We start from the raw sequence: 15,315 nt of genomic DNA on the forward strand, positions 1-15,315 counted from the left end.
ACATCTAGTGTACCAAAGCCCATTTTGCGACGCAGCTCATGAATGGTATAACAGTCAATCCATTGTGCACTCTATCTTTACACTTATGAAAGAGAAAATCAGCACCATCACACACTTTACTAGCTTTCAATGTTGTGCAACAGTTCTTGGCATTTGAAATGGTTCAGAAGAGATGTTTTTATTTCTGTTAATGACATGACCGTTATAATAAGTAATGAATATTTTATTCGTGTTTATTGACGAATGCAAAGTGGTTTTTAGAGGGGGATGTTGTTGCATTGTTATATTTTACTTTGGTTGTATGACTGTTGGTTTATTTATGTGTAGGTCAATTGCTCAGTACTTACCTAGGGAATAAAAATAAAATGCAGTGATGAAAAATTGAAGTTAAATGACTTAAGCTGCTTGTGTTGGGTTTTATTATCTGATAGTTTTCTTCTATTAGAGAGTGATTTTGCCGCGTGTGCTCTCCAATTTTTAGGAAAATGATTAAGCTCACGCAGGCTTGTATCCACTACATTACTTAGTTGAAGCTCTGTATGTTTCTGCTGGAAACAAGAGTTTTGTTGCAGTGTGTTGTTTTCTGTTCTATTTTTATAGTGGTAAAGCAGTGATGCACACTAAAGTTTAGAAGGGTCTATATTCATTATGTCTTTGGGGGTAGTCTAATGAATTTTGTTTTTATCAATGGAGAAGTGCATTTTAGTGTGTATTCTTTTATTGCAATCTTTATCTCTCAAAAGACAAAGCTTGCAAGGGGTGATTCTTCTCATTATTCCTTTATTTTTGTTAACGTGTTTGGTTTTTTTGGTAAAAACGTAAAACTTTTGACACTTGGTTTTCAAAAGATTAAGCAGATTTTTGTGGGGGTAGAGTTTTGGAAAAGATCTTTTCTTATGCCTTTCTGCTGTTTTAGTGCAGTTTTGATCATGTAGTAAAGATGTGCCGCATCTTGAAATTGAGTGTTTGAGGAGAATGACAATTTTTGAAGTTTGCGTATTTTATTTTAAATACCGCCTAAAGTAATAGAGTGGTGAATTCATAAATTTTTGCGCAATGATTTTTTTTAAAAGCTTACCATTTTGGAGGCTAAAAGGCTTATCCTTTTGATGATTAATGGGGCTGGTATACGGCGTTATCGCATGCAAAGAAAGGTTATGAAAGAATGTGATACTGGTTAGCAAAACATATATTGCATGTTCGCTATGGTTTGATTGAGATGTAGTCAATGAATTTATAAAGTAGATGACTCTGTATAGGCGATTAGAATGTATTTGTTCAATGTGTATAATTATAAATTTGCCATGTTATTTCAGCGTCATTAATTAATAAAAAATAAATAAAGGGAAACGTTTATGAACTTGAAGAAAATAATATTGAAAAGTAGCAGCTCTATTGTTGCTGCTCTTATGGCACTGGGAGTAGTTGTACAACAGGTTTCAGCAAAAACACCGGCTGATACCCTTGTGATGGCTTGGAATCTTGATGCAATCAGTACGTTTGATCCTGCGCAGCTCAATGATGTTTATGCAAGTGAAATTATTGGAAATGTTTGTGATAATTTGGTCAGTACTGCGACAGATGATCCAACGAAAATAGTTCCGTCTTTAGCAACGCATTGGGATGTTTCAGGTGATGATCATACTACAGTGCTTACTTTTCATTTGCGTGATGGTTTAAAGTTTAACGATGGTAGATCAGCCAATGCCAATGATCTTGTTTGGGGGATGAAGCGGATTGTTAAATTGCAGATGGCTAATGCAGCAATTTTTAATGAATATGGAATTACAGAACAAAATGTTGATGATGCTTTGCAAGCTGTTGATGAGAAAACAGTGGTGATGAAATTTGATAAGCCTTATCCAGCAGAGCTCATTCTGAATAATATTGTTGCAAGTCCTGCAACAGCTTTGCTTGATCGTAAGACGATTATGAAGCATGAAAAAAACGGTGATCTGGGAAATCAGTATTTGAAAACTCATGCTGCTTGCGTTGGCCCTTATCATTTAAAAAGTTGGCGCCCTGGAGAAGTGATTTTGTTACTTGCAAGCTCTCACTATTGGGGACAAGCACCTAAACTAAAGCAGATTTTAATTCGCCATGTTGCGGAGCCCGGAACACAGCGCTTGTTATTGCAAAAACATGATATTGATGTTGCTCGTAATTTGACACCTGAAGATCTTGCAGATCTGCAAAAAACAACAGATGTTAAAGTTGAAAAAGTGTTGGTGCCAACCATGATGTATTGGGGATTCAATACGACGAATCCCATTTTTGCTAAGGAAAAAGTGCGCTTGGCGATGCGTTATCTTATAGATTATGAAGGTCTTGGCGAGAAACTTCTCAAAGGGATTGGTATCCCACGGGCAAGTTTTATTCCTCTTGGCAATTTTGGGGCTTTAGATGAAAAAGAAGGACAACCCTTTAAGCTTGATATTCAAAAAGCCAAGCAACTTTTAGCAGAGGCTGGTTATCCGAACGGATTTGAGGCAAATTTTCTCGTGTCAAACACTCCTTATACTTTATTACTTGCTCAGTCACTTCAAGATAGTGCTGCGCAGGCGGGTGTGCGTCTTAAAATTGAACGTGTGGCAGGTACACAGTTGTTTTCAAAAGTGAATGCACGGGCTTTTGATACGGCTTTTGTCGGATGGAATAATGATTCTGCGGATCCTCATACAATGGCTTCACGTCTTGTTTATAATCCAGATAATCGGTTTGAGGCTAGAAACACTGCCTATCCTAGTTGGAAGCATGGATATTTTGATGCCAAGATGAATCAAAAAGTTGAAGATGCGTTGTTTCAAAAAGATCCGCAAAAACGGGCGCAAATATATGCTGATTTACAACGTGAACTTATGCAAAAAGGACCTTATGCGTTTATTTACCAGCAATATAGCGTTATAGCGATGACACCGGATGTCAAAAAATGGGTTTGGAATAGTGCACCGCGTATTTTTTATAGTAAAATTGAAAAATAAGAGTGTCTTTTCGTGTTGTCAAAGGTAAAAGTAGTTTGATCATAATAGCATGATGAAAATATTTTTTCACATAAAAGTCCTTCAGTTTTTTAAGGAAGAAACTGTGAGGGGTATTTGTGCTGTATATGGTGGAGGTCGTTTATTAAGGAGGGATGAATATAGAAAGTTATATTGGAGAAGATCTTTGTTTGTGGCTACAGATTCTATGCATCCTGAATGCAGATTGATATATGAGAGAATTATTTTATAGATGCTTAGTTTGATTAAATGAAGTTGATGTTTGATACTATGCTGTTTAAAAGATGAAAGAGCAAAATCACAACGACTATGTGTGAAAAAGGCACAAGAATATAATGGGGAAAAAAATGTTGAAAAAATTTTCTGTTTTATTAGGCATAACAGCTTTTTTAAATGGGGCTATAGCATCAGCATTTAGTGCTTCATCTAAAGATATATTGGTGATGGCATGGAATATTGATTCAATGAGTAGTTTTGACCCAGCGCAAACTGTTGAAGTTGTGACGAGTGAGTTATTGACGAATATTTGTAGCGCGTTAGTGCAATATGATGAGCATGATCCTACAAAAATTCGCCCTGCTATGGCAAAATCTTGGGATGTTTTAGATAATGGCAAAAGAATAGTTTTTCATCTTCGTGATGATTTAAAGTTTAATGATGGAAGAACAGCAACGGCGCAAGATTTGGTATGGTCGATGCGGCGGATTATTAAATTAGGATTGAGCTATGCCCAATCTTTAATGGATTATGGGTTTACTAAAAACAATGTTGAAACAAATATTCAGGCTCTTGATGATAAGACTTTGCAATTAAAATTAGATAAACCCTATCCTATTCAGCTCATATTGACTGTTATTGGACAATCTTATGCTTCTGCTTTGCTTGATCGGAAAACAATTGAAGCGCAGAGTATTAACGGTGATATGGGGAATAAATATTTAGCAACACATTCGGCTTGTGTTGGACCTTATAAATTGGTGAGCTGGTCTCCAGGAGATAAAGTTGTATTAGAGGCTACACAGCATTATTGGGGCGATGTGCCTAAAATTAAGAAGATTGTTGTGCAGCACGTAGCAGATTCATCAAGTCAAAGACTTCTTTTGGAAAAAGGTGATGTGGATATAGCGCGTGATCTTTCTTCAGAGGATATTTTAGATCTTGAAAAAAAGGGAGGCCTAGTCAAAATTAGTCGTGTTTTGCGCCCCCAGATTATTTATCTATCATTAAATAATAAGAATGCAATTTTTGCAAACGAAAAGGTCAGATTGGCACTTCGTTATTTGGTTGATTATGAAGGTCTTGGAAAAACTGTTTTGAAGGGGATTGCTATTCCGCGGGCAACTTATATGTCCTTGGGTGTTCCTGGTGCTTTGGATGAAAAAGAAGGGCTGCCTTTTAAGTTGGATTTGAAAAAAGCAAAACAGTTGATTACTGAGGCTGGTTATCCGAACGGTTTTAAAGCTAATCTTTTAGTTGGAAGCCTTAGTTATATGTCGTCTGTTGCACAGTCTATTCAAGCTAATGCACGTAAAATTGGTGTTGAGCTGACAATTGAAAAAATGGCACAAAATCAATTGTTGAGCCGTGTACGTGGTGGAAATTACGATACTGCTATTATGGGGTGGGGGAGTGCCGATCCTGATGGACATCCTGCCTCATTAAATCACGTGTTTAATCCTGATCCAACATTTACAAAAAAGCACAATATGTATTTGGCTTGGCGCGCTGGGTATTATGATGAAAATATTAATAACATGGTGATGGATGCTTTGTTTGAGAAAGACCCCAATAAGCGTATCATGCAATATCGTACTTTACAGCATTATGTGCTAGAGCATGGTCCTATGGTTTATTTATTTCAGACATATTATACCGTTGGTATGGGACCTGATGTCAAAAAATGGATTTGGAACAGTTATAGACTTTATTACAATGAAGCAGAAAAATAAAAAGAAGCATGTTATAGAGAAGGATTGTAGAACATGCTTAATAAGAGGTTGTTTTGTTATATAAAAAAAGGTATTTGCTTTATGTTTTGTCGCTACAGAGGGGATTTTTATAATGGTTTTGCCACTTTCAGAGACTGAAAGAGCTGTATCAGAAAAGCAGAAAAGATTATTTTTATGGGATTTTTTATGCAAAGGATTGAAACTTCTTATTTCAGTTTTTATCACATTGCTTGGGTTGGTGACGATCACTTTTTTTCTTGGTCATCTTCTTCCTCTAGATCCAGTTCTGTCTATTCTTGGTGATAATATCAGTCAGGAAGCTTATGATGCAATGTATTATAAGCTTGGTCTTGATAAGCCGTTGATTGTTCAATATTGGAAGTATCTTCATAATGTATTTTTATTTGACTTTGGAGATGCTTTAACTTCTGGGCGTCCTGTTCTAGCTGATATTATGCGTGTATTTCCTGCAACATTAGAGCTTGCAACCGTTGCTATTGTTATTGGCACAAGTCTTGGAATTCCATTTGGTGTTTTTGCAGCAATGTATCGCGATTCATTTATTGATTATGTTGTTCGTGTTTTTACACTTGTAAGTTATTCTACTCCAACGTTTTGGCTCGGTTTAATGGCTTTGTTAATATTTTACGCCAAGCTTGGCTGGGTTGGTGGTCCAGGACGTATTGATTTTCTTTATGAATATTCTTTCGAACCAAAAACAGGATTTTTCCTTTGGGATACTGCAAGCCAAGGACAATGGGAGGCTTTTGGTAATGTTTTTAGTCACATTATTATGCCTGCTTTGATCTTAGCTTTCGGTGCTATGGCTTATATTAGCCGTATGACTCGTGGGTTTATGATTGAGCAGCTTAATCAGGAATATATCATTACTGCACGTGTAAAGGGGTTATCGTGGGCGCGAACGGTATGGGGACATGCCTTTAAGAATGCTGCTGTTCAGGTTATTACCGTTGTTGCGCTTTCTTATGCTTTTTTATTAGAAGGGGCTGTTTTAACGGAGACAGTTTTTGCTTGGCCTGGTTTTGGACATTACTTGACAAATGCTCTTTTAGCCGGAGATATGAATGCAGTTGTAGGATGTACTTTACTTGTAGGATTTATCTTTGTCGCCATTAATTTATTTTCTGATTTGCTTTATCGCATTTTTGATCCAAGGACACGTTGAATATGACAGTAAGTAATCATCATAAATCGCAATCATCATCTTTTTTTGGCGGTTGGTTAAACGACCCTGTTCCAAGCTCCATAATTCAGGCGAACATACAAAGAATTTATCACGCACTGGTTAAGTTTTTTCATAACTTTTCGGCTGTATTTGGTCTGCTTATTATTTGTATTATTATCATATGTGCATTTTTTGCTCCTTGGATTGCTACGCATGATTTTCTTAGCAATGATCTAGGGCATCGGTTGCAGCCACCCTCTATGGCGCATTATTTTGGGACAGATGAATTAGGACGTGACATTTTTAGTCGCCTTGTTTTTGGTTCCCGTATTACTCTTTATGTTGTTTTTCTTACAACCATTATTGTAGGTCCAATAGGGCTTATTGTTGGAACCGTATCTGGTTATATGGGCGGATGGGTTGATACTGTTCTCATGCGCATTGTCGATATTTTTCTTGCTTTTCCAGGTTTGATTTTAGCTCTTGCATTTTCAGCTGCATTGGGACCAGGGATTGAAAATGCTTCTATTGCAATTTCAATTGCAGCATGGCCCCCAATTGCACGTTTAGCACGTGCTGAGACTTTGACAATACGTTCTTCTGATTATGTTTCTGTCGTTCGCTTGCAAGGGGCTTCTGCTTGGAGAATAATTTTGTTTCACGTTGCGCCCATGTGTATTCCTTCAGTGATTGTACGATTAACTTTAGATATGTCTGGAATTATTTTAACGGCTGCTGGTCTTGGTTTTTTAGGGTTGGGAGCTCAACTTCCAAGTCCTGAATGGGGTGCGATGCTTTCTTCAGGGCGGGAATTTATGATGACAAATTGGTGGTTGGCGGCAATACCAGGCTGTGCAATATTATTTGCAAGTCTTGCTTTCAACCTTTTAGGTGATGGTCTTCGTGATGTATTGGATCCACGCAATGGATAATAAATTATTAGAAGTAGAAGATTTACGTATTTCTTTTCCTACAACGCGCGGCATTTCAGAAGTTGTGCGTGGCGTTAGTTTTTCTGTTGGAAAAGAAAAAATTGGAATTGTTGGTGAATCCGGATCTGGAAAATCGATGACTGGGCGCGCAATACTAAGATTGAGTCCAAGAGCAGCCATTGTTAAAGCTAAAAAAATGCGCTTTGAGGATGTTGATTTATTGACCGCAAGTGAACCTCAGATGCGAAAAATCCGTGGGAAGCGTATTTCAATGATTTTACAGGACCCAAAATATTCACTTAATCCATTAATACGGATTGGTGAGCAGATTATGGAGGCTTACCGCATTCATTATCGTGTTTCAAAAGCCGAAGCGCGGGAGCGCACCATATCTATGTTAGAATCTGTTCATATTCGTGATCCTGAACATGTGATGCGTCTCTTTCCTCATGAAATATCAGGGGGGATGGGGCAGCGTGTGATGATTGCAATGATGCTCATTCCAAAACCTGATTTAATTATTGCCGATGAACCAACATCTGCACTTGATATTACGGTCAGACGACAAGTTTTATCTGTATTAGATGAACTTGTGACAAAATCTGGAACGGGACTTATTTTCATTAGTCATGATTTAAATATGATTGCTGATTTTTGCGATCGTATTTTGGTGATGTATGCGGGCCGTGTGTTAGAAGAGTTGCCTGCTTCTGATTTGTCTCACGCTTGTCATCCTTATACGAAGGCATTGCTCGCGAGTTTACCACGGCTTGATAATCCTGTTGATGTTTTGGCTGTTCCTGAGCGTGATCCTGATTGGTTGTATAATCCTACGATTGTTAATGGTGTTGAGGAGGTTCCTCATGACAAATTGTGAGAATATTATTGATGTTTCTAATTTATCTGTAACTTTTGGTCATAGACATAAGGCAGTAACAGTTGTTAAAAATGTTAATTTTCATATTAAGCGTGGTGAAGCTTATGGTTTGATTGGTGAATCCGGATGTGGAAAATCAACAATTTTGAATACATTGGTGGGGCTTATTCCAGATTATAGTGGAAAGTTCCTTTTTGCTGGACAAGAAGTTGAAAAGAAAAGAAGTAAGGATTTTTTACGCTGTATTCAAATGGTTTTTCAAGATCCTTATGCTTCGCTGCATCCAAGAAAAATGGTCCATACGGTTCTTTCTGAATCGCTCAAAATCCATGGGATGGATAATCAAAGAGAGCGGGTGGAGGATGCTTTAGATTCCGTTGGTTTAGATTCTTCATTTCTTTATCGTTATCCTCATGAGTTGTCTGGAGGACAGCGTCAGCGTATTGCTCTTGCACGTGCTTTAATTATTGAACCAGAGGTTTTGTTGCTTGATGAGCCAACATCTGCATTGGATGTGTCGGTACAGGCTGAAATTTTAAACTTGTTGAAATCGTTGCGAGTGAGAAAAAAACTTACTTATTTGATGGTATCCCATGATCTTGCTGTTGTTGCACATATTTGTGAACGTGTTGGAATTATGCATAAAGGGATTATTCTTGAAGAGCTTAGCAATGATGAATTGCGTAATTTACACGCGCAACACGATTATACAAAGGAGTTTTTTGAAGCAAGTATAGAGCCTATTGTCCATAGAGAGCAAAGAGTATGATCGATTTTCCAAAAGAAAAAATACATTTTTCTGTTTTAGGTTTCGAGAAGTATTTAGTATCTTTGTTGTAATAGAGAGTTTTTGTATTTTTTATAGTGTGAAATCTTATCGATATAATTTATTGAAAGAAATTTTAGCTCTCATATTTTTCACTTTATTAGGCGTACAACATTATGAGTCATCTGCATGACTCATAACGCGCATTATATATTTGTTGTACAGTTTGTTGACTATAAATTTATGTTTAGAAGGTTTCATTTTAGATGAGCATTAAGCTTGTAAGAAATAATAGGTGATTAATGATGCTATGTTTTCTAGGAAAATTTATTCTTTAGGGTATAGTTTAATTTTTATTTTTTTTGATTTGTTTACTCTTTTTTACAGTGTTACTCTTATTTATCCAAAAACGCTAAGTTTTATTTTTTAAAAAAGAAGAAGCTGTTATGAAAATTTTTCAATAGTACATGAGAATGATTCAACTATTTTTGTTTTTTCTATTCTTAAAGACAGATTTTATAAATAAAAAAGGCAGCATATTGCGCTGCCTTTTTGTTAAATTGAATAGAACGAATAAGCTATTTTTACAACCTTGCTTTTAAAACTGATAGCGTATGCCGCCTGAAAAACTTGCACCACTTATACCCGTTTTCTGAAGCTTTTGTTGATAGCTTACATCACCATGAAGGGAGAAATTGTGAGACAGTTGCGCATTGATGCCAATGCCGCCTTCAATTGCAGGCCCCATAGGATCAAGGTCAAAGTTTCTACCAATCTGGATAGTGCCATCATCACCAAAGGTTTTGATCAAGTTTACTTTTCCATAGAAAGACATAGGACGGTTGTTTTCAGTGGAAATGGTTTTTGTCAAACGTCCACCAACACGGATCAACCATTGAGAAGGATTTTTCATATCAACGGTAAAATTATCAGCATCTTCAATGGTATTAAACATCAAATGTTGATAAGCAATTTGTGCTTGTGGCTCGAAGGTTAAACCTTCCATTCCGGTTGCAAATTCTTTGCCAACAGTGGTGGAGATGCTCAACATTTTGGCATTTTTCAATTTTGTGGTATTTCCTCTGATGGCATTGCCGATATCTCCTTTTATTATCCCATAGGATAACAGTGTATCCATATAGAAACCACTGTCATGCTGCACGCTGCCATAGGCAGTGAGAGACCATTTATCTAAGGTGCTTTTACTTGCATCCTGCATCTCTTTTGGAGTGAAAGATAGTCGCCCATAGGTGCCTACAAGACCGAAATGTGTTGTGGTATTTTGTCCTTCTAATGCTGCGAATGTGACACCGGCTTGGAGAGCAGCATAGCGGATATCAGCACCATAACCATATTTGAGAGGACCACGTTCAGAAGATAAGGTTCCTGTGTTTCCGTAAGTATAGAGGAAGAAACCGGTTTGTTTTTCTTCTTCTTTTCCTAAGACGGATGTTCTGATATTGGCTAAGAGTGCGTTTTGTTTAGCCATATCGGTTAATCCACTATAGAAGAGAGCATTTGGCATGACTAAATAGCTTGCTGTTTGTGGTACAGGGGCAACGGTAGGGATATTTGTTTCAGGATCAGGATTTGAACCAGAATTGGAGTCAAGCAGTTCGGGTTGCAAACGGAAATCCCAGAAATTTTCATTCTTTTCATCAAAGAGGTTTTGTGCAATATCGGCGTTGCCTTGGCTTGAGTCTGGTCCATAGGCACGTAGTGTATACATATCTGGTAAGCCACCTCTTGTGGTATAGCCATTTACCAGTTTGAAAGAGTTTTCCTCTGCTTTTCCAGAAACTTGAATAAGTGAAAGACCCCGGACATTGGCAGCAGCAGAGGTATTTGCTTCGATATTGTTCTCTTCTAAGCGCCCCGTGACATAAACTGATGTGTTGCCAGAGACATCCCCATGGATCAAAAGTCTATCGGTTTTTTGGTCATTTATTGCAGCACCATCACTCCAAGCCGTGTTGAAGTAAATCTTTGCATCACCCGTTGCATTGTAGACTTCTTGCGTGTCTGGTTTACCAGAACCTATATGCAATGTTTGGTAATGATCTTCTGTTGGTCCATTAAAGATAATGGAGCTGTTATCGAGATTAAGCGTGGAAATATCAGAACGAGATCTTTGAGCGATATCAAGGAGATTGCCATCATCATCTTTTTCATTTTTGCTGATTTTTAACGTCCATTTTGTATTGTTTTTCAGATCAAAGTGCACACTTCTGTCTTTAGCAATATTTGCTCTGCCCTCTAGAATAGACTGATCAGCGCTTAAGGTGAAGGTGCCGTTGGAGATCGCTTTAACCTCTTTATCATCCCACAAATCTTTATCTTTCCATGACGCTTTGTCCCAAGCAATACCATTTCCTAGTAAAACATCGGCATGGACTTCTGATTTTTTAAGATTGACTGTGCCGATTGATGGAGCTTTAGTATCTTCGATGCTTTTTTCAACAACAGCTCCAATGAAAATTCCTGTGCCATTTTCAGCATGAAGCTCTGCATTGGTCAGATTGATCTCATTACTATGATATTTTTGTGGATCATGCGAGCCATTTGGATTATCATCGGAGAAAGTTGCGAATTGTAAACCGGCAACTTCTGCTGTGGCAGAAATATTTGTCAGATCAATATGTCCGCCATTTATTACAACCAGCGCAGCCATTTTTGCTTCTATTTTATTTTTCTTCCCATTCTGAGGAGTGTCGGATTGGGTATCTAGACCTTTAGAATTAGTATCAATAGCGCCATTAGCCATCTTAATTGTGCCATCTTCACCAGTAGCGAGACCAATACCAACATTTTGAATAGTTGTTTTGCCATTTAATTCAACTATACTATCGGCCTCCCAAGTACTTACACCAACGGTTGGTTCTTCGGACTCACTACCGGTTATTGTTAAATCTCCGGTAATGATTTTACTCCCATCATCTGCATAAAGACCTTCATCAAAATTTTGAATGGTTGTTTTGCCAGTTAACTGAATTTCACTCCCAGAGCCCGATGTCCATACACCAGATCGTGCTTCATTGGGGTTGTCATTAATTGCTTTACCACCGACTATTGTTAAATCTCCACTAACGATTTTGCCACCATTAAAGGCTCCAAGACCGACAAAAACTTTTTCAATGGTTGTATGACCCTTTAATTGAACTTCACTATTGGGATCAATGGCTGTTATACCAGAAGTACCGTATTCTTGGTTTTCATAAGCAGTTATTGTTAAATCTTCGCTGGTGATTTTACCACCTTTTTCTGCTCTCAGTCCATCTCTAACTTTTTCAATGCTTGTTTTGCCTTTTAATTCAATTATGCTTCCAAAGCCATTGGCATTTGCACCGTTTCCGAAGTTATTGGTTATTAGAGTAACATCCGTAATTTCAATACGTCCACCATTTTCTGTAAATAATGCGCCTTCATGTCCATTCAAATTTCCTCCTATGACGGTCCCTCCTTTCATTGTGATCTTGGATTCTATACCATCTGCATGGAGTGCATTACCATTAGATGATGCGACTGTAACATTGTTGTTTAAAGTAATGATGCTGCCGTTTCCAGCATATACCCCATCAGTTTCCCCATCGAGTGATCCTCCAGAGATTGTTATTGTCGAGTGATCATCTGCAGATATGCCTGTTAGTGCTTGAGTTACGGTTACATTGTTCAAAGTTACTGTGCTGTTTTTAGCACTTATTCCTAAGGGTAGTAAAATGTTATCGTTTTCACTCGATATTACCACGTCTTCCAGCTTGTTTTTTTTACTCTTACTGTCAGAAAAGGAAGCACCAGTGCTAGATAAAATGCCAGATGAGGAGGCACCCATTCCAGAGTATGTAATTGTTCCCTTAGTCATTTGAAGTGTAGCACCGTCTTTGGCTTCAAGGCCTAAGAAAATACCAGAACCAGTGCCTTTAATGGTTGTGCCATCCAGTAACTCAATCGCACTGTTAGCACCTTCTGCTGTTACAGCATAGACGGTTTGGTTTGTGCCTTGGTTTATATCTTTATTCGTAACAATGGTTAAATGTTTTCCAATGATTTTGCCACCGTCTTTTGCGTGAATAGTTTCGTAGGTTTTATCGGATACTTCTTGTTGTTTTCCCTCAGAAACTACGAGGGTTTCAGCATGTGCACTGAACTGGATGTTGAACAGGATGATAGCGGCTGCAGCCGTGCATGATAAAAGGGATGTTTTATACACTAGCATTCTCCTTATGAGAGCCCCAAAAATTCATTTCCCCGCGAACTTCATAAGAAGAAGTGAAAATGGATAGTTGTTATTAATTTCAGTAATAGTCTTTATAAGTATTTTATTTTCTACTGCTTGTCAAAGCTAAAAAATAATTGATATTAAATTTTTTACATATTTATATTTAATACATAACGTTTTTATAATCATAAAGTGATTACTTTATATTACATAATTAAATTTATTATAAAACTATTTTGTAAAAATGTTAATTTTATTATGTTTTGATATATTTTATATTATTGTTCATATGAATTTTATAAATTAATAATAATATTTTCTGTAATATTTCTTACAGTTTGTGGTCTTTCCAGAGTTAGTTATGACAGTAATACCCAAACACTGTTTTTAGCATTTTGATTATTCCTACTTTATCTTTCATAAGATTCTAATGTGTTTGATTTTGCTATCTAACGGAGACGGCTTCTCGAGCATACAGCATACGTTCGTTTCTCCTGTTTGGGATATTTTAATAGTATACGAACACTTGCTAGGTTTCTGATAAATGCCTAGTTTTTGATAAGCTGTTGATGTATCGATAGCATTTGACAGAGCCCAAGCTCATAAATCTCAATAAATTAAAGTGCTTGAAGTTGAAGGTTTGAAACCAACAGTGCTTTTATATCATCAAAGTGCACCTTCATTGAAGGATTATTGCTTTCGTTATTTTGAATTTTTGACACACTCTTGACAAGAAAATCTAAAAAATTGCTTCTGAGGATTTTTTTATAATATAATAAAATATGTAACGTTTTTATGGTGCTAGGTTTATGAGATATAAAGTTAAATTGGTAATCACCGTGATTGCTTTTACTATCTCTGGTTGTTTTAACCTTGATTCTGAAAAGTTAAGAAGGGACGAGAGGCTTTATCATGATGCATTCATGGGCTGGTCTATAAAAGAAAGGTCTCTTGTAAAAAATTATACTGCTATCATCATGGCTGATCCCCAACCGTGGCGTTTAAACTCTGGTGATGCCAATGGAATATCAAACAGAGAGCCGTGGTTAAAGATAAATGAGCAGGTTGCTGGTGTGATAAAAGCGCACAAGGCCGCGTTCCATATTGTCAATGGTGATCTGACGGAGTTTGGACAACAAAAAAACTATGATGATTATAAAAATGTTTATAAAACTCTTGGAGCGCCTGTCTATGAGGGGCTAGGGAATCATGATTATGCCAATAATGTTGGTAATTGTACAAATCCTCAAGAATTCAGTTTTTACAAAGATGCCTGTGCTATAAGTGCAGTTTCAAGAATGGTATCGGAAATCAAAAAATACCGTAATCAATTATTGCATTTTAATGCAGATGTTACTGAAAGTTTGGTTCCCATTTCGGGTGGAAATATTCGCTCGATAAGGGGGAGTTTGAGTTATTCTTGGGATTATGGAGATGTTCACTATGTGCAGCTTCACAATTATCCAAGCTATACGGTTCGTTTGATGGGACAGTCTATGCAGGCGCAAATCAATAAATCTTTAGATTGGCTTAGGAACGATTTAACTGCTGCTGATGCAAGAGGTAAAGTGACAATCATTAATTTTCATGATGCGCGTGCTGCTTCCATTGATGGTGAATCCTTTTTTATTCGTAAAAAGAATGCTAAAGATTTGTCGGTCTTTAAGTCAATTATTACCTCTCATAATGTTAAAGCAATCTTCGTGGGTCATACGCATTATCAGTCTTATTGCCGTGCGAAAAATGATAAGGTTTTTGGAAATATCCCTATCTATACAGCTGGTGCGCTTTTTAATGGAGATTATTACCTCATAGATGTGAAGGGAAAGACCATTCACGTTAAAGCCTATAATGGAGAAATAGGAAAACCGCTTTTAATTAAAGATCTTGGTGTTATAGGGAAAGACACCCAATTTTCCGCGAGTTGCAGTCAGTTATAATAGGATTTTTTTCTTTGTTTTAAGGATAAGGAAAAAACGTATTATATGTGCGGATTTGAAAAGCAATGAGAGTGTCTAAGTGTCACTTAAAAATAGAATGAAAAATCAGATATCTTTTTCATCTTTTTTTCAAAAATGCTAAAATATCAGGTTAAGCGCTATAAGTGCAATGGTTTAATGTGAACTGAGCTTTAATACAAAGCGGAATAATGGTTTGTTATTTTATTTTTTCTTTTTAGGCTTTCATCTTGGAAGAGAAAGAGGAGTGTGTCGAGGAAGTATCCAGAATTACCAAGAAAACTTTTTGTTTTGATTCATTTTCTACTTATAATCTTCAAACAATTGATGTTTTGTGATGCTGCTTTCACCATGCCATGGCAGTGTTCAGAGACCGAATCCAAGTTGGGGCACTAAACGGTTATTTAGAAGCCACCTTGGAAGCTAATCCAG

Annotated in this window: 8 protein-coding genes and 1 pseudogene; 8 read left to right on the top strand and 1 reads right to left on the bottom strand. The window is 37.1% G+C overall.

Annotated elements, in window-relative coordinates:
- Nucleotides 1-1,355: 1,355 nt before the first annotated feature.
- The 6 genes from ACFIJK_RS06335 (at nt 1,356) to ACFIJK_RS06360 (ending at nt 8,712) form a co-directional block, all read left to right on the top strand.
- A complete protein-coding gene (locus ACFIJK_RS06335; RefSeq protein WP_375627256.1) occupies nt 1,356-2,981 on the top strand; it encodes an ABC transporter substrate-binding protein in 1,626 nt (541 codons plus the stop codon).
- 365 nt (nt 2,982-3,346) lie between these two features.
- Nucleotides 3,347-4,948 carry an ABC transporter substrate-binding protein gene (locus tag ACFIJK_RS06340; protein WP_375627257.1) on the top strand — a complete coding sequence of 534 codons (1,602 nt, stop codon included), beginning with the start codon at nt 3,347-3,349 and terminating at the stop codon, nt 4,946-4,948.
- 112 nt (nt 4,949-5,060) lie between these two features.
- The gene (locus tag ACFIJK_RS06345) at nt 5,061-6,134 is read left to right on the top strand and encodes an ABC transporter permease (RefSeq protein ID WP_015856298.1); all 1,074 of its coding nucleotides are present in this window, start codon (nt 5,061-5,063) and stop codon (nt 6,132-6,134) included.
- Between the two features lie 2 nt (nt 6,135-6,136).
- The gene (locus ACFIJK_RS06350; protein ID WP_375627258.1) at nt 6,137-7,066 is read left to right on the top strand and encodes an ABC transporter permease; all 930 of its coding nucleotides are present in this window, start codon (nt 6,137-6,139) and stop codon (nt 7,064-7,066) included.
- On the top strand, nt 7,059-7,943 hold the full coding sequence (locus ACFIJK_RS06355; RefSeq protein WP_375627259.1) for an ABC transporter ATP-binding protein: 885 nt from the start codon (nt 7,059-7,061) through the stop codon (nt 7,941-7,943). The genes ACFIJK_RS06350 and ACFIJK_RS06355 overlap by 8 nt, the downstream gene beginning before the upstream one ends.
- Nucleotides 7,930-8,712, top strand: a complete 783-nt coding sequence (locus tag ACFIJK_RS06360) for an ABC transporter ATP-binding protein (protein ID WP_375627260.1) — start codon at nt 7,930-7,932, stop codon at nt 8,710-8,712. Before ACFIJK_RS06355 ends, ACFIJK_RS06360 begins: the two co-directional genes overlap by 14 nt.
- A gap of 595 nt (nt 8,713-9,307) precedes the next feature.
- On the opposite strand, the gene ACFIJK_RS06365 is transcribed toward ACFIJK_RS06360, so the two are convergent.
- Entirely contained in the window at nt 9,308-12,916 is a 3,609-nt protein-coding gene (locus ACFIJK_RS06365; RefSeq protein WP_375627261.1) for an autotransporter outer membrane beta-barrel domain-containing protein, read from the bottom strand.
- Between the two features lie 818 nt (nt 12,917-13,734).
- On the opposite strand from ACFIJK_RS06365, the gene ACFIJK_RS06370 reads away from it, so the two are divergent.
- Together ACFIJK_RS06370 and ACFIJK_RS06375 are read left to right on the top strand one after the other, a co-directional pair.
- Nucleotides 13,735-14,865 carry a metallophosphoesterase gene (locus ACFIJK_RS06370; protein ID WP_375627262.1) on the top strand — a complete coding sequence of 377 codons (1,131 nt, stop codon included), beginning with the start codon at nt 13,735-13,737 and terminating at the stop codon, nt 14,863-14,865.
- A 359-nt stretch (nt 14,866-15,224) separates the two neighbouring features.
- Nucleotides 15,225-15,315 (top strand): annotated as a pseudogene (locus ACFIJK_RS06375) (phage tail protein); the annotation flags it as partial.

This window comes from Bartonella sp. PS17NMGDW, from assembly GCF_042193555.1.
GTDB classification, from domain to species: domain Bacteria; phylum Pseudomonadota; class Alphaproteobacteria; order Rhizobiales; family Rhizobiaceae; genus Bartonella; species Bartonella grahamii.

Excerpts from the sequence above, each read along its gene's own strand:
- ACFIJK_RS06370 (WP_375627262.1), top strand. The coding sequence starts at position 13,735 with ATGAGATATAAAGTTAAATTGGTAATCACCGTGATTGCTTTTACTATC.
- ACFIJK_RS06335 (WP_375627256.1), top strand. The coding sequence starts at position 1,356 with ATGAACTTGAAGAAAATAATATTGAAAAGTAGCAGCTCTATTGTTGCT.
- ACFIJK_RS06340 (WP_375627257.1), top strand. The coding sequence starts at position 3,347 with ATGTTGAAAAAATTTTCTGTTTTATTAGGCATAACAGCTTTTTTAAAT.
- ACFIJK_RS06345 (WP_015856298.1), top strand. The coding sequence starts at position 5,061 with ATGGTTTTGCCACTTTCAGAGACTGAAAGAGCTGTATCAGAAAAGCAG.
- ACFIJK_RS06355 (WP_375627259.1), top strand. The coding sequence starts at position 7,059 with ATGGATAATAAATTATTAGAAGTAGAAGATTTACGTATTTCTTTTCCT.
- ACFIJK_RS06360 (WP_375627260.1), top strand. The coding sequence starts at position 7,930 with ATGACAAATTGTGAGAATATTATTGATGTTTCTAATTTATCTGTAACT.
- ACFIJK_RS06350 (WP_375627258.1), top strand. The coding sequence starts at position 6,137 with ATGACAGTAAGTAATCATCATAAATCGCAATCATCATCTTTTTTTGGC.